The sequence below is a fragment of the Chryseosolibacter indicum genome (assembly GCF_018598585.1).
Taxonomy (GTDB): domain Bacteria; phylum Bacteroidota; class Bacteroidia; order Cytophagales; family Cyclobacteriaceae; genus Chryseosolibacter; species Chryseosolibacter indicus.
This window is the reverse complement of record NZ_JAHESD010000007.1, coordinates 81,565-100,935: the sequence shown is the minus strand read 5'-3', so window position 1 is coordinate 100,935 and position 19,371 is coordinate 81,565. Positions and strand designations below refer to the sequence as shown.

Below are 19,371 nucleotides of genomic sequence, written 5' to 3'. Positions count from 1 at the left end.
GTACAATATGCGTGATACAAATAAATGATACTGCAGGTGTTTCTGGAATTTTTAAGTAATAGTTACTGTAGAACAAGCTGGATGAGTTCGTTTTGTACATTCCAATCCTTGGCCAGCTTTAACATTGCTGTTGCCTCCATCTCCGTTACATAACCTTTCAGGTTATTTGCCTGCCACACCATATTGATAAGTTCTATTCTTTTTTCTTTGGAATAGTTGCCGATAATGTTGTTAAGATATTTACGCGCTCTTTCAAAAGCTGTTACATAATCTTCGGCGATAAATGCAAGAGCCCATTGATACTCAGTGTGAGCTTCAAGTTTTTCCGCTGTCTGATCGAGGTCTTCCTTCTCTGAATGATCAAGTCCGTGATAATGATATATCACTGACTTTAGAAGCATGTGTACTTTTTTCTCTTCTGAGGAGGTTATTTTTTGCATTGGGATACGAATACAAACTGTTGTTAAGATAATCTTATTGCATGATAAAAAACAGGTCACTTGATATTTTATCTGCAAGCAGTTTGCCAGACTTTGTTAATGTAAGGTGATTGTTTTGAAGAACAGCAAGTTTATTCTCCAGCAAATTTGATAGATAGGGTGCATGATGGTTCATTAAATCATATTCAAATTTGCTTTTCAAATAATCAAGGCTACAGCCCCAGCTTGTTCTAAGGGTTGTGAGAAGGTATTCGTTGATATGATCTGCTCTTGAAAGTTGTTCAAGCTGAAAAGGCACAATGTCTTTCTTAATGCTTTTAATATAAAAAGCATTATTACTTACGTTGTACTGCCTCGTGATGCCATTGTATGAATGTGCGCTCGGGCCTACACCCAGGTATTTCTTCTGTTTCCAGTAGCTGCTGTTGTGCCTAGAGTAATAACCTGACAGCGCAAAGTTCGATACTTCGTATTGTTCGTAGCCATGGTTCGCTAGCTGTTCTACAAGAATCTCGAGATGTAGAGCAGCGAGGTCATCTTCAACAGCCGTTAATCTCCCCTTGGCAAGCCAGTTGCCAAATGCTGTTTTCGGCTCGATGGTGAGTGAATAAGATGATATATGCTGAGGTTTTAAAGCAACTGCTAGCATAATGTTGTTTATCCATTCATTGTTATCAAGCCCCGGAATGGCGTATATGAGGTCTATACTTATGTTATTAAAACCAATGTCCCTCGCCGTTTTTATTGATTCTGTTGCTGTGGTGCCATCATGTGCGCGGTTAAGAAATTTCAGTATCTCATCATTAAACGACTGTACGCCAACACTTAATCGGTTCACACCAACCTGATAAAGGTGAGTTAATTTATCTTTAGAAAGATCATCGGGGTTCGCTTCGAGGGTGATCTCGGGTTGTGTCGATATGTGATAGCTGGCGTAAATAACATCGAGAATGGCAAAAAGCTCTTCATTCGATAGTAAAGAGGGCGTGCCTCCCCCAAAATAAATGGTCTCAATTGGTTCGTTATCAAGGTACTGTTGCTGTAGCTTCAATTCCTGGACAATCGACCTAACCATTTCATTTCGCATGGAAGTGTTGGTTGAAAAATGGAAGTCGCAATAGTGGCAAGCCTGTTTGCAAAAAGGTATGTGAATGTAGATTCCTGCCATAATGATCAGCAAACTTACTTGATTTCGGAATGAGAACAATTCTTATTTACTTTTGCAGATATGTCTAAACGCTTTCTATTCACATTCGTCGGTCTGCTATCAGTTATTACACTAGTGGCTCAAAACAAGTTCACTATAAAAAAGGATCTTAGAAGCGAGTGGCTGCAATACACTGAAGGAAAATATCAGCCTTTGGGAGATGAAGATGTTTCAGCGCTTAATAGCCTCCATTTTAAAATTGAGGCAGGCGATTATGCTGCGGACGAGTTGGTGTACATCCATTCTAGAAAGCCGTTCTACATCTTTGTAAATGGAAAGTTATTAACAGAGGTAAAGGGAACTGCGAAGCTGAAAATTGATAGCCTTGCAGCAGCATTGGAGAGCAAGTCTTGGACTTTCTCATTATACCAGACTAAGTTTGATGAGCATGATTTAAAAACCTATGTTATATCAGAAGACCCTGTTCTTACCGCCGCGAACGACATTCGCAAACCAGAGAGCTTCTTTAGAGATTTTGTGGTGCTGATAGGGTTATTGCTAATAGTCTTTTTTGTGGTGATTATCCGTCTTAAGTCTAAGCTCTCATCAGATTATTTTTCTGTTAACAGAATATTGTCTTTGCGTGAGGGGGAAGATAATCAGTCACACTCAAGATTTGCAATCAGTTCCAACATGGCTTTTTATGTATTTGCGAGTTTATTGATGTCGCTGTATCTGCTGATTGTGTTTTATAACCTGCCTGATGATTATAAGCTTTCGCAGAGTTTTGCAGCTACAGGTTTTTGGGGAGCAGTATGGCTATGGCTGAAATTAAGTGTGCTTGTATTCTGTATTCTTTTCGCTAAACTCGTGTTAATTTATTTTCTTTCATGGTTATTCGGCATATATGGTATAGCAGGAGTGCATTTCTTCAATTGGATGAGATTATTGCTTCTCTCCTCCAGTAGTTTAATCGTTATACTTTTTGTGTACTATATATTGCGAGGATTGGACCCGGCCATATACATAACGCTGCTATCAATGGTAATTATTTTCTTTTTGATTTGGATTGTAATTGTTTTTTTGAAGCTTAACAATAGAGTAGAGCACACGATGTTTCATTTATTTTCTTACATTTGTGCAACTGAAGTAATTCCTTTACTGGTCACTATTAAAGTACTTTTCCAATAGTTTTTTTGTATACGTTTTACGTGCTGATATGAGTGAAATTGCCACTGACAGGATGCGTAAAGTGAAGAGCATCCTGGTAACCCAAGAAGCTCCCACTGATCCAAATTCTCCTTATTTAAAACTTGCTGAAAAATTCAATCTGAAGATTGATTTCCGACCCTTTATACAGGTTGAACCTGTTCCTGTAAAGGAGTTTCGAAAGCAAAAGATTGATATTCTTAATCACACTGCGATAATTTTTACGAGTCGTAATGCTGTAGACCACTTCTTTCACATTTGCCAGGAGCTGAAATTAGAGATGCCTCCGGAGATGAAGTACTTCTGTGTGTCTGAGCAAACATCAAATTATTTGCAGAAGTACATCGTTATTCGCAAGCGCAAAATCTTTACAGGTTTAAAAACTGCCCAGGATTTACTTGAGATCCTTAAAAAGCATAAGAATGAGAAATATCTTTTTCCTTGTTCTGATATCCGCAAGAATGACATTCCTGACTTTTTAAAGCAGAATGGCTATACCTATACGGAGGCTATCATATACCACACGGTTGCAGCCAATCTTTCTGATCTGAAAGAAGTTTTTTATGATATTCTAGCTTTTTTCAGTCCTTCAGGCATTCACTCGCTTTTAGTGAATTTCCCTACATTCAAACAAAATAATACGCGCATTGCTGCATTTGGGCCTACTACGGCAAAAGCAGTCAGAGATGCGGGACTAATATTGGATATTGAGGCTCCTCTACCGAATGCGCCATCTATGACAGGTGCGTTGGAATTGTATATAAAGAAGGCGAACGGCATTAAGTAACAGCTTCATTTATTGTATTTTACAATGTGGTCTATTTTATTACACTTTAATTACATGTTATTGAAAGTGTCGTAAAAAAGAGCTTACTTTAAATCCTATTTTTTCACCTTAATGCTGAGACGCACTTTTTATACTCTATTGATTGCCATGTCATGGGTGTCAGTTTTTGCACAGCAAGACCCACAGTTCACCCACTACATGTTCAACAATTTATATGTAACTCCTGCCTATGCAGGGGTTGATGGTGTTACTCAATTAACAGCCATACATAGAAGTCAATGGGCAGGATATGAGTCTAGCTTTGGTGATGGAGGAGCTCCTACAACGCAGATGGTGAACTTTAATGCACCTGTTTATAAGCTGCGAGGTGGTTTTGGAGCAATGATCGTAAATGACAAATTAGGTCCTCAAAACAACCTTGAGGCGCAGGCAATGTTTGCGTACCACTTAGGTATTAAGGACAGTAAATTAAGCTTTGGAGTAAAGGCAGGTATATATTCCATGTCCGTGAATGGTACCTATTATAGATGGATCCAGGATAACGACCCTTTAATAATTACCGGAAAAGAATCGCAAATAAGACCTGATTTTGGTTTTGGAGTTTTTTACAGGTCTGAAAAATATTATGCAGGTTTTGGAGTTAATCACTTACTAAAGTCTGAATTCAACTTTGGAATAGATCCTTCGAGAAATGCGCTAGAGAATCATATAAACTTTACTGGCGGTTATTTCTACGAAGTCAATTTCGACCTGAAATTGAATCCTTCTATCCTCGTTAAAACTGATTTTAAAGAATATTCATTTGACATTGCATTAATAGCAACGCTTAAAGACAAGATGTGGGGTGGGATTTCGTTTAGACAATCGGAAGCTGCCAATGTGTTGTTGGGATATAGTTTTTTGAAGGACAGATCTTTGAAGTTGGGCTATGCTATTGATGTAGTGGTAAAAGACACTGACGCAAAGGAGAATTTTTCACATGAATTGTTGCTCACTTACCAATTACCTGTAAATCCAGGCAGCGGTAAAAAAGTCGTCCGGACCCCGAGGTATAGACACTAAGCGGCAATTCATTTAAGTTTTAGACAGTTTTGCGGAACTTAGAAAACAGTTTTTTCAAAAAATTTAGGCGTATAAAAAATTATCTTTCGAGTCTGTAATTATTCAAATAGGTATGAATAGATCGGTTTCTTCTAAACTAATGTTGTTATTCGCGGGTGCTGTTGCGAGTGCCTGTGGTCTTCTTGGCCTTGGCGGCAAAAAAGGCGGTGACCAAGGCGAACTGGTAGGCGTTCCAGGAAGGGAAGGCTGGGTAATGACAATTCCTTATGGTATGGTGCCCATTCCTGCTGGAACTTTCCACATGGGTCAGGCAGATGAAGATCCTGCATCTACTCAAATAAACTTTAACAAACAGGTTACTATTGGTTCATTCTTTATGGACGATACTGAAATTACCAACAACGAGTATCGCCAGTTTACAAACTTCTTCCTTGTTGATAATGGAAGTATAGAGGGTTTTGAAACCGTAGATCCTGAAACATTCCGTCAGATGTACTATCCTGATACTACTGTTTGGGTAAGGGATTTTGCTCATCACATGGGCGATCCAATTCAGGATTATTACTACTGGCACCCTGGCTATGACGATTATCCTGTGGTAGGTATTAATTGGGATGCTGCAGTATTCTTCGGAAAATGGAGAACTGCATATCTAAACGATTATAGAAAGAGTGTGGGAGATTTCCCTATGCCTGAATTCCGCCTGCCATCAGAAGCTGAATGGGAATACGCAGCACGCGGGGGGAGAGACATGGCTAAGTATCCTTGGGGTAACCCTTACATCCGTAACTCAAAAGGTTGTATGCTGGCTAACTTTAAACCTGGCCGCGGAAACTTTTACGATGATGGATTTGCTTATACTTCACCAGTTCAATCGTACTTCCCTAACGACTTCGGTTTATATGATATGGCGGGTAACGTTTCGGAATGGGTACTTGATGATTTTAACCCTGCATCCGTGCCAACTGTATGGGATTTGAACCCTCAGTATATAGACGAAAGAACCAACCCTGAAAGCAGCAAGTATAATCCAAAAATTCCTCCTAAAAAGGTTATCAGAGGTGGATCATGGAAAGACGTTGCTTACTACCTGGAGACTGGTACACGTACCTACGAATTCAAGGATTCAACAAGGGCATACATAGGCTTCAGATGTGCTTTAACTCACTTGGGTCGTTCGTCAGGACAAGAATTCTAAAATTAAAACCTCTAAATACTTATCATAAAAAACAAAAACACACACTATATAGAACTTAAAACCTTACTACAATGAGCAAGAAAAAAGGCGGATTAGCGGAACTTATCTTTAAAACCATAATGCCCAAGGTATATGGTATTGGAGGTGCAATCGTTATTATTGGTGCATTATTTAAAATTCTTCACTTACCTGGTGCGGATCAAATGTTGATTTTAGGTCTTGGGACAGAATCACTTATATTCTTCCTGAGTGCATTTGAACCCCCACACCACGAAGTAGATTGGTCAAAAGTATATCCTGAGTTAGCTGAAGAATATGAAGCTCCAGCAGTGGCTCCTCGTATTACTAACAAAGCTGGCGCATCATTAACACAGCAACTTGACGTTTCATTAGAAAAAGCGAAGATTGGCCCTGAGTTGCTTGAGAGCTTAGGTAAAGGCTTAAATAACCTTGCAGAGTCTGCTAAGAAAATGAATACGCTTTCGGATGCAGCTGTGGCGACTAATGAGTATGCGAAAAACGTTCAGAGCGCGTCTAAGTCTCTTTCAGAAATGAATAAGTCTTATGATGTAGCTATCAAGGCAGTATCATCTATGGCTGATGCTTCGAAAGACGCAGGTGAGTATCATAGCCAGGTTCAAAAAGTAACAAAGAACCTTGCAGCTTTAAATTCTGTATATGAAATGGAATTAAAGGATGCGGATACCCATGTAAAAAATATGAACAAGTTCTACGAAAGCCTTACAGGTGCTATGCATGGTCTTTCAAAAGTTGGTGAAAACACAACTAAATTCACCTCTGAACTTGGTAAGCTTACAGATAACCTTACTTCACTTAACAATGTTTATGGTAACATGCTTACTGCCATGAAAGGTAGTGGCAAGTAGACTATAGTGGCGAGCGAGAAAATTTTAATAATTTAAATTAAAAGTAAAGGATTTAAACATGGCAGGTGGAAAGGAAACTCCGCGTCAGAAGATGGTCGGCCTAATGTATCTGGTATTGCTGGCCATGCTAGCACTACAGATAAGTAATGCTGTACTGGAAAAGTTTGCTATTATCGAGTCTACTCTAGTTGAAATGATTCATGAAGGCAATAATAAGAATACGCAGACTCTAAATGCTATTATAAAAGAGGCAGGGAAGAGTCAAAATTCTAAAGTAGTTCATGCGAAAGAAAATGCTCAGAAGGTAAGAGAGCTAACGCAGACTACTTTGGCAAGCATCGACAAGCTTAAGAAGACTATGATCGAGATGGCAGGAACTGATAAAGTTGATGAGAAATTAATTAACGATCACAGTTCAAAGATTGCTGTTATGATGATTTCTCAACCTGAAGGAAAAAACTTTGAGAAGTTATTAACAGACTATGTTACCAAGTTAAGAGAGTTATCAGGACTTTCTGAAAAAGAAATAGGTAAGCTGGCAAAGTCACCTAAGGACATGTCGATATTCGCAGGTGATCCTGATCACGCAAACAAAGACTTCTTAACCTTCACGTTTGAAAATACTCCTGCAATTGCAGCTTTGGCATCTGTTACTCAGATTCAAACTGAAATACTTGAGCATGAAACCAAAGCACTGGATAAGTTATTGTCTGATGCTGGTGTAGGTAAGGTTAGTTTCGACAATATCGTACCAATGGTACGTGCAAAACAATCTATAGTAGCAGCAGGCTCTACATATGAAGCTGACTTATTTATCTCGGCATCTTCATCATCGTTCGTGCCTGAAATGTATAAGGACGGCCAGAAGCTTGACCTTTTTGATGATGCTACAGGTGTGAAAATGGGTAGAATAAAGTTTACAGCTCAAGGTGGCGCATATGATGCTACTGGTATGGCGAAAAAGAAGTACACTACTCAGATCAAATTACCTGATACAACGTTAACACAGGAGATCGAGTATTTCGTAGCACAACCTGTAATTCGCGTAACTACCGGTAATGCACCTACACTATATATGAACTGTGGCAACAATGTTAACATTGAAGTTCCTACACTTGGTACAAACTACAATCCTACATTTACTTCGCAAGGTGCGGAGGTTAGAAAAGGAGACAAGCCAGGTAAGGTTACAATTATTCCTAGCTCACGTAAAGTAACAGTAGGCGTTAGCAACAGTGGATCATTTATCGGAAATCAAGTATTCGATGCGAAAAATATTCCTGAGCCTCGTTTCGTTGCTTATGTAGGCAACTCACCAGTTGACTTGAGACAAGGTATTAAGCCAAATCAGATCAGAAGTCTTCGTATAGTAATTGAGCCAGACGAAAACTTTAAAGAAGAAGTTCCTAAAGATGCTCGTTATTCAATTAAGAATATGGAAGTAACTATGGGAAGTGGCCCTGTTGCAAAAGCACAGACTCGCGCTAACAACGGTAGCCCTGATTTAGGAGCGTGGACAGGACAAGCAAAAGCTGGTGATAGAATAGTATTTGTAATCCGCGATGCTGTTAGAAAGACTTTCACTGACAGCGAAGAAAAAGTGGGTATAAAAGGATCTAATGGTGTAATCTTCGTTCCTATAAACTAAGAAATATGTTAAAAAGGTATTTAAGTGTTCTCTTTTTATCCGGTGCTTCCGTTGCGGTTTTTGCGCAGGCAGAGGTAGAGTCAGCTGAAGTAGCTGAAGCCTACCGTGTTGAAATGGAAGAACAGTATAATCCAAACTCAATAAATCCCATCCCTGTATATGAGCAACATTATAAGGTAAGGGTTTGGAGAAACATGGATTTGCTTGAAAAGCAGAACAAAGGATTCTTTGCTAAGAATGGTGAGCTTCCTAAATTAATTATGGACGCAGTAATGTCAGGTGAGTTGGTTGATATTTATGCAAGTGACTCTTTGACTACTAAAATTGGTAAGGATGAATTCCTCAAGCGTTTACAACAAGAAGAAGCAACATCTTATCCAGCTTGGGATCCATCAAATTCCTTTTACACAGATGACATAGTTTCTTACAACGGAAAGAACTACAGAGCACTAAGAGATTCTCAAGGTGCAAATCCTGAAACCTCTGGCGACGATTGGGCTGCAACATCTGAAGGAAAGGCAATGAATTATATGGCCAGCGATGTGAGTTCAATACAAATAGTTGAGGATGTTATCTTCGATAGAAGACGCTCCAGACTTTATTACGATGTACAAGCTTTTGAATTGGCGGTACCTGGTTCTAAGACAAGAACAGGATTCAATCAAACACTAGGCTGGTTTAAGTATAAAGACCTTGAAAAGCTTTTCAGAGCACATCCTCAGAAAGCAGTTTGGTTCAACAGACAGAATACCGCGCAGAACAAAAATTTTGCTGACGCATTTTTGTTAAGGTTGTTCCATGGAACGATCAACAAGATTCAGAACCCTGAAGATGAAACTATCGCTGAACAGTATATGGCAAATGGTCGTCCTTACAGAGAATCTGTTTGGGCGAGAGAATGGGCCGAAATTCAGATGATGGAGAGAGAACACCATCTTTGGGAGTTTTAAGAAGAAATATTTCTTAGTATAATAATGGAAAAGGCTGCATTACGCAGCCTTTTTCTATTTCCTATCTCCTGATCCTGAAATAGGTTGACGCAGCCATATAGGACTAAAAAAGATAAAAATCAGTGAATGTCGGTTTGAATTTCAGAAATGGTGTCTGTTTTTACGGGATCTAATCCTTTAATGATTTCTGCCTTTTGCTTTCCTATTAATGTCTCAAGTTCTTCAAAAGAAGCTTCTTTTATTTTCTTCACAGATTTGAAGTGCTTCAACAATTTGTCGGTTGTTTGTTTTCCTATGCCCTTTAGTTCTTCAATTTCTGTTTTTATCGTTGCCTTGCTTCGCTTTTGCCTATGGAAAGTAATAGCAAATCTATGGGCTTCATCTCTTACAAATTGAAGTAGCATTAAGCCAGGAGATTTTTTGCTTACATGGAGAGGAAATGGATCCTCGGGGTAATAAATTTCCTCTAGTTTTTTTGCAATGCCTGCAATTGGAACTTTGCCATAGAGGTCAAGTTCTTTTAATGCTTCACAGGCACTGCTAAGCTGTCCCTTGCCCCCATCTATTAATATTAAGTCAGGAAGTTGCCCTGCCTCCTCAAGAATCCGCTTATATCTTCTGCCCACAATTTCCTTCATTGATGCAAAGTCGTTAGGGCCTTCTACTGTTTTTATGTTAAACTGTCTATAATTCTTTTTGTCCGGTTTCCCATTAGCAAAGCGGACCATAGACGCTACAGGATTTGTTCCTTGGAAGTTTGAGTTATCGAAACACTCTATTACCAGAGGCAGGTTTGGAAGACGAAGGTCTTTTTGAAGAATTGATAGTACCTCAAACTGTTTCGACTTCTTGCCTTCCCGCTGTATCTCTTTGTTCTTTTTCAGCTCAAGGGCGTTCTTTTCAGAAAGAATAACGAGTTTCCTTTTATCGCCAATTTTTGGAATCACATTTTCAACGTCATCCTCCAGCACAGTAACTGGTACGTTGCTGAAAATTGTTTTATTGTCACCGACGCGTATTTGCTGTGCTGTAAAACTCAAGATATCTTCATCCGATTCATCCTGTTTTTTCTTTACTTCTACTGTCTTTGAATTTATAATTGAGCCTTCCTTGATCTGCAGGTAGTTTACATAGGCGTACTCATTTGTACTGTTAATAGTAAGTACATCAATGTCTGTAAGTGCCCGATTAACAACGAGTGATTTGGTCTGGAATCTTTCAAGTGTGTCTAGTTTCTCCTTATAACGTTGGGCCTTTTCAAACTCCATGTTCAAGGCGGCCTCTTGCATGTGTTTCCTAAAATATTGGTACACAATACTGATATCTCCTTTCAGGATGTTTCTTGCCTGTTCTATCTCTTCCTTATACGTAGCCTCATTGTGAGCACCTATACAAGGGCCTTTGCAATTACCAATATGGTATTCTAGACATACTTTAAACTTCTGCTGTTCTACATTCTGTTCGCTCAGCATTAAGCTGCATGTTCTTATCGAATAAAGTTTTCGGATAAGATCAAGAACGTTTTTCATAGCCACCACACTTGAGTACGGCCCAAAGTACTCGCCGACCTCAGGGTTGTATTTTCTTGTATAAATTATTCTTGGAAAGCGTTCGTTTAATATGCAGATATATGGAAAGGTTTTGTCGTCTTTCAGCAGGATGTTATACCGTGGCTGATTCTGCTTTATAAAATTATTCTCAAGCAGTAATGCGTCGAATTCAGAATCTGCAACAGTGAATTCGATATTCCTTATCTCGGAAACGAGCCTTAATGTTTTACGATTTACCCCAGTGCTTTTGTTGAAATAACTGCTTACACGCTTTTTGATATTCTTCGCCTTACCAACATAAATCAGTTCATTCTCCTCGTTATAAAACCTGTAAATCCCTGGTGAATCAGGCAGGCGAAGGATTGTCTCCTTAAGCGTTGTCATACCATATATCAGTTATTAAGGTCATCCAATGTTATTTCTTTTTCATCAGGAGAAACTTCTGTTGAGTCTATCGATTGATATTTGTTACAATCTAAAGTGACGTCAAGCCCAGACACAGGCCTCTTAAAATATCCTTTTGCAAATCCTACTTCAGGATTTGCATAGACCTTCAGCATATATTTCTCCCAGATAGGACGAGCTGTCTTCGAACCAGCACCGAAGCTCCACGATGGGAAACGTATACTTGGTTCATCACCACCTACCCATACACCTGTAACGAGGTTATGCGTAATACCCATATACCAACCGTCAGATGCATTATCTGTAGTTCCGGTCTTACCACCTATCTCATTATCTTTCTTGAGTTCGTATTTCAAGCCGACTGAAGTGCCACCGCTTTCTTGTACACCGCCCTCTAACATATAAACCATTTTATATGCTGTTTTCTCATCCATTGCCTGCCTGGTTTTCGGAACAAAAGATTCAATAACGTTTCCGTTTTTATCTTCTATACGGGTTATATAATAAGGTTCGACGTGGATACCAAGGTTAACAAAGCCACAATATGCAGATACCAATTCGTAAAGTGTTACATTATCAACACCTAAACACAAAGAAGGATTCGGATGCAATTCACTTTTAATGCCTAAGCGATGTGCAAACTCTACAACATTTTGCGGTCTAACACGATCAATCAATTGAGCTGATATAGTATTTTTTGATCGCGCGAGTGCCTGTCGTAGCGTAAGCTTATCTCCCAATCCTTTGTCGCCTTCGGCATTACTAGGGCTCCATGTCCCACCAGGAATTTTTATTGTCGGTGAGATGTCCAACAGTTCATGACATGGGGAATAGCCATCTTCTATTGCCTTTCCATAAACAAAAGGTTTAAAGGTAGAGCCCGGTTGTCGCGAACCTTGTTTAACGTGATCATATTTAAAATACTTGTGGTTGATACCACCAACCCAGGCCTTTATTGCTCCTGTTTCAGGATTCATTGACATCAGGCCAGATTGTAAAAAGCGTTTATAGTAATTTAACGAATCGATAGAGCTAAACAAAGTGTCTCTTTCACCTCTCCAGGTAAAGACACGCATCGGCTTCTTTTGATTCAGGAGTATTTTGATTGAATCGAAAGAAGCTTCAGCTCCATATCTTTCAACAAGATTTGCGTATGCTTCTGTGCGCTTAATCCGTTGCTCAAGGAAATTCTTGATCTCGTTTCCATTTTCATCTGTCCATGGATTTCGATTACGTAACCTCCATTGACGGTCAAATTCTTTTTGTAATACGCGCATGTGCTCCGCCATTGCCTCTTCTGCAAAGCGCTGCATGCGGCTATCAATTGTCGTATATATTTTCAAACCCGATTCCCAAAGATCATATCCGTGCTCTTTACACCACGACATAAGATCATTTCTTAATACTGTTCTGAAATAAGTTGCTAAACCCTGATTTTGATTTTGAACTTTAAAATTCAACCCGAGGGGTAATGCTTTTATAGAATCATATTGCTCACGGCTAATAATTTTATATCCATGTCTATATACTTTATAAAGGACTTCATTTCTTTTGTTCAACGCGCCTTCAGGATTACTTACAGGGTTGTAAAAGGTCGGGTTTTGAAGCATTCCGATAAGAAGGGCTGATTCCTGAAGGTTTAAGCTATCGGGACCCTTATTAAAATATGTTTCTGCTGCTACCTTTATACCATATGAATTGCTGCTAAACTCTGCAGTATTCAAATACATTGCAATAATTTCTTCTTTGGTAAAATTCTTTTCCAGGTCAACTGAAATAATCCATTCTTTTGTTTTCTGAACAATTCGACGAGGATATTTACCAAGCTTAGCTACAACTCCATCAAGTGCTTTATCAGGATTTCTTGTATAAAGGTTTTTTGCAAGCTGCTGCGTGATGGTACTTCCACCGCCAGCAGAATTAAGCGTTAATAACCCCCACAGTACACGCGGATATGCCCAGAAGTCCATTCCCGAATGTTCATAGAAACGATGGTCTTCTGATAACATGAACGTATTTACAAGATCAGTCGATAAGCCGTCATACGTAACCTGACTTCTGTTAAATCTAAAGTACCGGCCTAAAGACACACCATCTGCAGAAATAAGTTCCGAGGATAAGTCATTTTCCGGGTTTTCTACTTCTTTAGTGCTCGGCATTTCACCAAACAGCCCGAACAAGTTTATGCTAACCGATAAAAAGTATAACGGAATACCGAGAACAAAGCAGAAGAATAGAATCCAAACAGCTTTAATGATTTTATCAAACCATGGTTTCTTAACTGATAAAATGCTATTGGTTTTCTTTGGGGTAGTTTTTTTCGAAGAAGCGGAGGTACTCATCTAAGCCTTTAGTTCTGTAAAATATGTCAAAGTTGTCTTTCGTAATTACAAAATTATCGAATTTCTGGTTTCCAAGATCGTTAAGTGTTGGAAGGTTTTCATTAAATGTAATAAAGTAGCGAATAGCGGTACTTACATTAGAAAATTCCGACACAAAAGTTACTGCATAATCATCGTTTAGAATAAGGTTGCTGATTTTGAGATTAATTTCAGAAAAATGCTGCTCATTAAATAATTTGAGTCTGTTTGTGAAAATGTCCTCTGCTTTATCCTTGCGTTTATGAACAACCACGAAGTAATGATGCTCTTCAAGTGATCTTATATATTGTATTCCCTTTCTTTTTTCTTCACTTTCCTGGAACCTTTTAGAAGTTTCCAGAAGCTTTTTAGCATAATTTACTATTTCGGCCTCGGAATACTTAGTAATAAATTGGTCCAACTCAAATTGGTACTTATAAATTGTTTCTGTTTTGCCGATAATTAAAACTCTTAACAGCTCAAGTGTTGGAGTAAAGTTAGTCTCTCCTAAATTCATTGCTTCCTGAAGAACATTACTTGACAGGTGAAAGCTGTCTGCTTCAAAGTGGTGGTAAGCCAATTGATATAATTCCTTTTGTTTCTCCGCAGTTTGGCTGGATTCCTGAAGATAGGCTGGATTTACAAGAATTTTTGCAAATGTGGAATTAGGATGCTTCTCTTTAAGAGTAGAAGCATAGGCATCAGCTTGTTGAGGATTCGCTCCTTTCAAGATTAAATACAATGTATAGAGGACTTCAGGCTCATGTTCTGTATTTGGAAAACGCTGAAGCAGCGTTTTATAAGTTATTACTGCGTTATCATTTTCTAGCAGCTTGAAGTGGTAGATTTCTCCTAATTTAAAATAAGCCTCTTCTATTTTTGCCAACGCCTCCTTTTTAGCCTCTTCTGTTCGTGGTATTTCTTTATTAAGTCTTTCGAACTCCTGAACGGCAGGGTCTATCGCTTTTTTCTCAGGAGTGTTCCCTCCCTGCTGGGCTGTTACTCTTAAGGAGTCGCCACTACTGACATTAGCATTTGCTTGTGCTGGTCCCGTTTCTTTTAGAGATCTCCTCCAATTATCCTCCAAAGGGATATTTCCCCAAACCCTCGTAAATTCCGATTGCCCCATTGACATGGTCGAGGGACTTGAAAAATACCAATCATTGCTGGAAGTTATGCCCGTTTCCCCTTCTTCATTTGATGCAAATATATTATTGTTGTCGTTCGTGCTGATTTCAATACGATTTTTCTTGCGTTTTTTTGCAGCGATTTCTTCTACTTTCTTTTTTTCAGCAACAATTTCGTCTATTCTTGCTTTAATAGAAGCAGAGTCCACTGTAGAGAGTGTAAGAAGACTGTCCTGCCATTTTATAGTTTTAATGTGATCTACAAACTCATTCAAAATATCAGCCCTTGCCTTTATTGCATCGTAATTTTCGAAATCCTGAGGAAGTGAATTTATGGCGCTATCATAATAAGCCTGTGATAGCTCGTAATTCTTCAGGGTATCGTAGTAGACTTCTCCTAATCTTAAATAGGCTTCTCCATCAATTCTTTTGTTCTTTCCCTCTTTTATGGACTTATTAAAGTCGGAGATTGCTTCTTTAACATTTTGCTGTTTTAGCTCAAAAACTCCCATCTCGTAATAGATCTTGTCTTTGAACTCCCTGTTTTTAGAATCTTTTAATAGTTTTTTAAATGTTTTTCTCGCGGCATTTACATCTTTTGTCTTGGAGATCTCTGTAACCTGAGCCATGTATAAACGAGCATAGAAGTCAACTTCGTACTCGGGATTGGTGGAAATACATTTCTTGTAGAAGTTGTATGCTTCTGCCTCGAAGCCCAGACGTTGGTACACTTGACCTATGATGAAATATATTCTTCCCCTCCTGTCACTCTTTTTCAACATGGGACTAGCCTGTGTAAGATTTCTTACCATGTTATCATAATCATCGTGAATCTGATAGTAGTAGGCTCGCTCTAGATAGAGCTTTTTCTTATTTGACTTATTAAGATCTTCCTTCAATAAGAAGTCAATTGCTGCCTTTGCGTTGTTAAATTCTTTGTGCTCAATGTATGTCCTGATAAGGTTGATTATTGCAAGGTGTTTTGTGTCCACGTCCTTGCTAATGGTGTTTGTGTATTTAAAAGCCTGAATAGCATTGCCCCAGTCGAGGCTGTAATGTCTTCCTTTTCCTACAAGAATATAGGCGTCATCTACCCATTTACTGTTGGGATGGCGTTGTATAGCAATGGAGGCCATCTTTATCGCTTCCTGGATTTCCTTGTCATACCCTTTCGCCATACTTGAATCAAATGTTGGGAAGAGCCAAAGAACCCGGTTGTAGTCATCTATTTGTGCATTGCGGATGGTCTTTTCTACTTTTTCTATTTCCCCTTTAGCATAGAAATAGCCATTGTAATGTGCAGTGGTATTGTGAAACGCTTTACTGGTCCATGTATTTCTTTGAGACGAACAAGCGGCAGTAAAAAGAATGATAGTAATTGAGAAAAGAAAAACCTGATTTTTCAAGGATCACTGGTTAATTGTTTACAAAACGCAAAAAACTTATTTCCAATATTTTAATCGGGCAGAATCTCTAATTTTGTATACAAAAAAAGGGAATATTATTTAATGCTCACTTCTTTTTGAGAACCTTATTTTACTATTTCTAACCAGCTTTAGCTTTATGTTAAGCGCTTTATTTATCACTAAGTAAAATTGATGAGACCAAAGAAAACTTTATCCAGCTGGCTTACAACTAGGTATCAGTTAATTATTCGCAGTGAAGAAAATTTTGCCGAAAGAACGAGCGTGGCTTTCACATACTCTAAGATTATCCTGTTTTCGGTGATCATTTTTTCATTTGTGTTTGTGATCAGCCTATTCCTTGTTCAGACGGTGTTGGAGAAGTGGTTTGACCCCAAGTACGAGCAAATGGTGTTAAATCAGCAATTGTATGGTTTGGCTTTAAAAGTGGATTCATTAGCTTCAGAAGTAGAGCAAAAAGACAAGTTTATAGCAAATTTTCAGAAAGTTTTGAGTGGAGATACTTCTTCTGCGTTTAGCACCCATTCGATGAAAATGGTTAGTGCAGAGGGTCAGGCCTCAGCAAAACCTGCGAGTTTGAAAATCGATCCTGCAGATTCTGCTTTTAGAAAAGATTTTGAGAAATCTAATTTGTCCTTAATAACACTTACCGGAATGAAGAGCCGCGCTCTTGAAGCAACTTTCTTCTTTTCCCCTATTTCAGGATTTATCTCTGACAAATACGATGTAAAAAAGGGCCATTTCGGTGTGGACGTAGTCGCAAAGACCAATGAGCCGGTAAAATGTATCTCTGATGGGACGGTAATATTCTCATCATGGACTCAGGATGCCGGCTATGTACTAATGATTCAACACAGCGCCAATTTGATATCCGTTTATAAACATAATGCTGAACTTTACAAAAAAGTCGGTACATTTGTCAACGCGGGCGAAATAATCTCAATAGTTGGCAATAGCGGAGAAATGACCAATGGGCCTCATCTTCATTTTGAGTTGTGGTACAACGGAAATTCATTGAATCCTGAAGAATTTGTCACTTTTTAAACTAACCCCATATGTTCACATCTAAAGAAGAAAAACGTGTGGCTGAAGAAATCAGCAATTCTAGCAATACCATCGGCAAAGGAACCTTCATGGAAGGAAACGTTGAAACTTATGGTAACATTCGCATCGAAGGAAAGGTAACAGGTAATGTAAAATCTAAGTCAAAAGTCGCCTTAGGTCCTGGCTCTCTTGTTACCGGAAATATTATGTCTCAAAATGCCGATATTGAGGGAGAGGTAAAGGGTAAGCTTGAAATAGCGGAACTCCTCGTCCTGAAGGCTACGGCCATTATTAATGGGGATATTTATACAGGGAAGCTTGTTGTAGAGCCCGGAGCTATTTTCAACGGTGTATGTAAAATGGGAGCAACTGTTAAGGAAATTAAAATAGTTGAAAATGGAGCAGTCTCAAGATCCATCCCGGCGCAAGAAGCTAAATCAGTATAATAGTTATCTTAAATACAGTGGCTTAGCCATTCAATTGTTGGCGGCCATTGCCTTATGTGGATGGGTTGGGCACTTTATTGATAAGTGGCTTAATTATAAATACCCCGTATTTATGCTAATCTTAGGTTTTGTAGGATTTGGTGGTATGTTATACCAAATTTATAAATCCATAAACGATCAGTAAGCTTGATTCGATTTCTCCTGGTTCTTTTCTTATTGTCAGGTTTGCTTCTTGGTCTTACTAACCTTGCCATAAGCTGGCAGGTTGTTGAAAGGCCTTCGTTCTTATATGAGACTGTTATTCTACTGGTGGTAACTACCGGGGGTATTTATTTTCTTTTAAATAAAAGATTGCGCCATTTCCTTCTGCTCTATTTATTAACCACCGTGATTAAGATTTTGGCCTTCGGAGTTTACACACTTATTGTTGTTCTTGAGGACAAGAAAGGAGCCAATGTAAACGTGATCTTTTTCATGATCTGCTATTTTTTGTTTACAGCTGTAGAGGTCATCTTCCTTCACCGAAGAGTTACAGGAAAAAATCAATCTTAAAGAGGTCTCAATTTTTTTTTAAAACATTTTATTCTGGGGTCTTAATTTATACCTTTGCGGTCGATTTTAAGAACCCGGAGAAACTTCCCTCAAATGAAGGCCTTTTTAAGTAGAATTAGCCGCTTTTTTATGGTTTTAGCCCTCCTATGTGTATTCATAGGCGGTACTTCAATACGTTCTTTAGCATCCGAGCAGGAAGAATCCAAGGAAGAGCTAAACTTAAGCGAGTTTATCATTCATCACGTACTCGATGATCACGTTTGGCATTTTACTAATCATTTAACAATCTATCTTCCGGTTATCGTTTATTCTTCAGAACGTGGGTTAGATATATTCTCTTCTCGGAATTTTTATGATGAGTATCACAATGTTATAAATTATGACGGATACAAGCTTGATCACAGTCACATTTACCTTGCTGACTCGGGAAAGGCTGTTTTAGATTTATCAATTACGAAGAATGTCGCAATGCTGCTAATTACAGCAGTAATTATGGCTTTGATATTTATCTCTGTAGGAAATGCTTACAAGAGGAATCCGGGAAAAGCACCAAAGGGACTGCAGTCATTTTTTGAGCCTGTAATTGTTTTTGTTAGAGACGAAGTAGTGAGACCTAACATCGGTCCTCATTATGAAAAGTTTCTTCCTTACATGCTTACCTTGTTCTTTTTCATTTTAATAGGTAACCTTCTAGGGCTACTCCCTGGGGCTGGTAACCTGACCGGAAACATCGCAGTAACAGGAGTACTTGCTGTTTTAACATTTTTAATTACAAATTTTAAGGGCAATAAAGATTACTGGGCGCATATTCTTTGGACACCAGGTGTTCCTCTTCCATTAAGACCCATTATTCTTTTAGTGGAAGTAATTGGTATCTTTACTCGTCCTATTTCTCTTATGGTTCGTTTATTCGTTGCAATCACCGCGGGCCATATAGTATTGTTAAGTCTTTTCTGTCTCACCTTCATTTTTAGTAGCATCTGGGTTGGCTTCGCTTCCTCAATCATTGTTTTATTTATAAACTTAATTGAGTTAATGGTAGCTGGAATTCAGGCTTATGTATTCACTTTGTTCTCATCGTTATACATAGGAATGGCAATCGCTGAACACGAACACGACCATCATTAAAATTTGA

General features: G+C 38.7%; 17 protein-coding genes. 12 read left to right on the top strand and 5 right to left on the bottom strand.

Annotation, left to right across the window (positions count from 1 at the left end; translation table 11 throughout):
* Window positions 1–62 precede the first annotated feature (62 nt).
* Both KK060_RS05270 and hemW read right to left on the bottom strand, forming a co-directional pair.
* Window positions 63–440, bottom strand: a complete 378-nt coding sequence (locus KK060_RS05270) for a hypothetical protein (RefSeq protein ID WP_254152650.1) — start codon at window positions 438–440, stop codon at window positions 63–65.
* A gap of 34 nt (window positions 441–474) precedes the next feature.
* On the bottom strand, window positions 475–1,608 hold the full coding sequence (hemW, locus tag KK060_RS05265) for a radical SAM family heme chaperone HemW (protein WP_254152649.1): 1,134 nt from the start codon (window positions 1,606–1,608) through the stop codon (window positions 475–477).
* A gap of 60 nt (window positions 1,609–1,668) precedes the next feature.
* Here hemW and KK060_RS05260 point away from each other — a divergent pair, with 60 nt between their 5' ends.
* The 7 genes from KK060_RS05260 (at window position 1,669) to porN (ending at window position 9,328) form a co-directional block, all read left to right on the top strand.
* A complete protein-coding gene (locus KK060_RS05260) occupies window positions 1,669–2,778 on the top strand; it encodes a DUF4271 domain-containing protein (RefSeq protein ID WP_254152648.1) in 1,110 nt (369 codons plus the stop codon).
* Window positions 2,779–2,806: 28 nt separating this feature from the next.
* Entirely contained in the window at window positions 2,807–3,583 is a 777-nt protein-coding gene (locus tag KK060_RS05255) for a uroporphyrinogen-III synthase (protein WP_254152647.1), read from the top strand.
* 111 nt (window positions 3,584–3,694) lie between these two features.
* Window positions 3,695–4,645, top strand: a complete 951-nt coding sequence (locus KK060_RS05250; protein ID WP_254152646.1) for a PorP/SprF family type IX secretion system membrane protein — start codon at window positions 3,695–3,697, stop codon at window positions 4,643–4,645.
* Window positions 4,646–4,757: 112 nt separating this feature from the next.
* A complete protein-coding gene (gene porK, locus KK060_RS05245; protein WP_254152645.1) occupies window positions 4,758–5,843 on the top strand; it encodes a T9SS ring complex lipoprotein PorK/GldK in 1,086 nt (361 codons plus the stop codon).
* A 71-nt stretch (window positions 5,844–5,914) separates the two neighbouring features.
* On the top strand, window positions 5,915–6,730 hold the full coding sequence (gene porL / locus KK060_RS05240; protein WP_254152644.1) for a type IX secretion system motor protein PorL/GldL: 816 nt from the start codon (window positions 5,915–5,917) through the stop codon (window positions 6,728–6,730).
* Window positions 6,731–6,788: 58 nt separating this feature from the next.
* Window positions 6,789–8,378 (top strand): type IX secretion system motor protein PorM/GldM, encoded by a 1,590-nt coding sequence (gene porM / locus KK060_RS05235; protein WP_254152643.1) that lies wholly within the window; start codon window positions 6,789–6,791, stop codon window positions 8,376–8,378.
* Between the two features lie 5 nt (window positions 8,379–8,383).
* Window positions 8,384–9,328: a type IX secretion system ring subunit PorN/GldN gene (porN, locus tag KK060_RS05230; RefSeq protein ID WP_254152642.1), complete on the top strand. Its 945-nt coding sequence runs from the start codon at window positions 8,384–8,386 to the stop codon at window positions 9,326–9,328.
* 119 nt (window positions 9,329–9,447) lie between these two features.
* Here the strand turns inward: porN and uvrC are convergent, their stop codons facing one another.
* From uvrC to porW, 3 genes are read right to left on the bottom strand one after another with little or no spacing between them, the layout of a single operon-like run.
* Window positions 9,448–11,262 (bottom strand): excinuclease ABC subunit UvrC, encoded by a 1,815-nt coding sequence (gene uvrC / locus KK060_RS05225; RefSeq protein ID WP_254152641.1) that lies wholly within the window; start codon window positions 11,260–11,262, stop codon window positions 9,448–9,450.
* Between the two features lie 8 nt (window positions 11,263–11,270).
* Window positions 11,271–13,625 (bottom strand): transglycosylase domain-containing protein, encoded by a 2,355-nt coding sequence (locus KK060_RS05220; protein ID WP_254152640.1) that lies wholly within the window; start codon window positions 13,623–13,625, stop codon window positions 11,271–11,273.
* Complete coding sequence (gene porW, locus KK060_RS05215; RefSeq protein ID WP_254152639.1) at window positions 13,576–16,176, bottom strand: type IX secretion system periplasmic lipoprotein PorW/SprE; 2,601 nt, start codon at window positions 16,174–16,176, stop codon at window positions 13,576–13,578. The genes KK060_RS05220 and porW overlap by 50 nt, the downstream gene beginning before the upstream one ends.
* A gap of 192 nt (window positions 16,177–16,368) precedes the next feature.
* Between porW and KK060_RS05210 the strand changes: the two genes are divergently transcribed.
* The 5 genes from KK060_RS05210 to atpB all read left to right on the top strand — a co-directional run bounded on the left by KK060_RS05210 (window position 16,369) and on the right by atpB (window position 19,364).
* Window positions 16,369–17,238 (top strand): M23 family metallopeptidase, encoded by an 870-nt coding sequence (locus KK060_RS05210; protein WP_254152638.1) that lies wholly within the window; start codon window positions 16,369–16,371, stop codon window positions 17,236–17,238.
* A gap of 11 nt (window positions 17,239–17,249) precedes the next feature.
* A complete protein-coding gene (locus KK060_RS05205; protein ID WP_254152637.1) occupies window positions 17,250–17,684 on the top strand; it encodes a bactofilin family protein in 435 nt (144 codons plus the stop codon).
* A complete protein-coding gene (locus KK060_RS05200) occupies window positions 17,635–17,868 on the top strand; it encodes an AtpZ/AtpI family protein (RefSeq protein WP_254152636.1) in 234 nt (77 codons plus the stop codon). Before KK060_RS05205 ends, KK060_RS05200 begins: the two co-directional genes overlap by 50 nt.
* Before the next feature lie 2 nt (window positions 17,869–17,870).
* Window positions 17,871–18,236, top strand: coding sequence for a hypothetical protein (locus KK060_RS05195; protein WP_254152635.1), 366 nt, complete (start codon window positions 17,871–17,873; stop codon window positions 18,234–18,236).
* Window positions 18,237–18,365: 129 nt separating this feature from the next.
* Window positions 18,366–19,364: a F0F1 ATP synthase subunit A gene (gene atpB / locus KK060_RS05190; RefSeq protein WP_254152634.1), complete on the top strand. Its 999-nt coding sequence runs from the start codon at window positions 18,366–18,368 to the stop codon at window positions 19,362–19,364.
* Window positions 19,365–19,371: the final 7 nt, after the last annotated feature.

Excerpts from the sequence above, each read along its gene's own strand:
- KK060_RS05270 (WP_254152650.1), bottom strand. The coding sequence starts at position 440 with ATGCAAAAAATAACCTCCTCAGAAGAGAAAAAAGTACACATGCTTCTA.
- hemW (WP_254152649.1), bottom strand. The coding sequence starts at position 1,608 with ATGGCAGGAATCTACATTCACATACCTTTTTGCAAACAGGCTTGCCAC.
- KK060_RS05260 (WP_254152648.1), top strand. The coding sequence starts at position 1,669 with ATGTCTAAACGCTTTCTATTCACATTCGTCGGTCTGCTATCAGTTATT.
- KK060_RS05255 (WP_254152647.1), top strand. The coding sequence starts at position 2,807 with ATGAGTGAAATTGCCACTGACAGGATGCGTAAAGTGAAGAGCATCCTG.
- KK060_RS05250 (WP_254152646.1), top strand. The coding sequence starts at position 3,695 with ATGCTGAGACGCACTTTTTATACTCTATTGATTGCCATGTCATGGGTG.
- porK (WP_254152645.1), top strand. The coding sequence starts at position 4,758 with ATGAATAGATCGGTTTCTTCTAAACTAATGTTGTTATTCGCGGGTGCT.
- porL (WP_254152644.1), top strand. The coding sequence starts at position 5,915 with ATGAGCAAGAAAAAAGGCGGATTAGCGGAACTTATCTTTAAAACCATA.
- porM (WP_254152643.1), top strand. The coding sequence starts at position 6,789 with ATGGCAGGTGGAAAGGAAACTCCGCGTCAGAAGATGGTCGGCCTAATG.
- porN (WP_254152642.1), top strand. The coding sequence starts at position 8,384 with ATGTTAAAAAGGTATTTAAGTGTTCTCTTTTTATCCGGTGCTTCCGTT.
- uvrC (WP_254152641.1), bottom strand. The coding sequence starts at position 11,262 with ATGACAACGCTTAAGGAGACAATCCTTCGCCTGCCTGATTCACCAGGG.
- KK060_RS05220 (WP_254152640.1), bottom strand. The coding sequence starts at position 13,625 with ATGAGTACCTCCGCTTCTTCGAAAAAAACTACCCCAAAGAAAACCAAT.
- KK060_RS05210 (WP_254152638.1), top strand. The coding sequence starts at position 16,369 with ATGAGACCAAAGAAAACTTTATCCAGCTGGCTTACAACTAGGTATCAG.
- KK060_RS05205 (WP_254152637.1), top strand. The coding sequence starts at position 17,250 with ATGTTCACATCTAAAGAAGAAAAACGTGTGGCTGAAGAAATCAGCAAT.
- KK060_RS05200 (WP_254152636.1), top strand. The coding sequence starts at position 17,635 with ATGGAGCAGTCTCAAGATCCATCCCGGCGCAAGAAGCTAAATCAGTAT.
- atpB (WP_254152634.1), top strand. The coding sequence starts at position 18,366 with ATGGTTTTAGCCCTCCTATGTGTATTCATAGGCGGTACTTCAATACGT.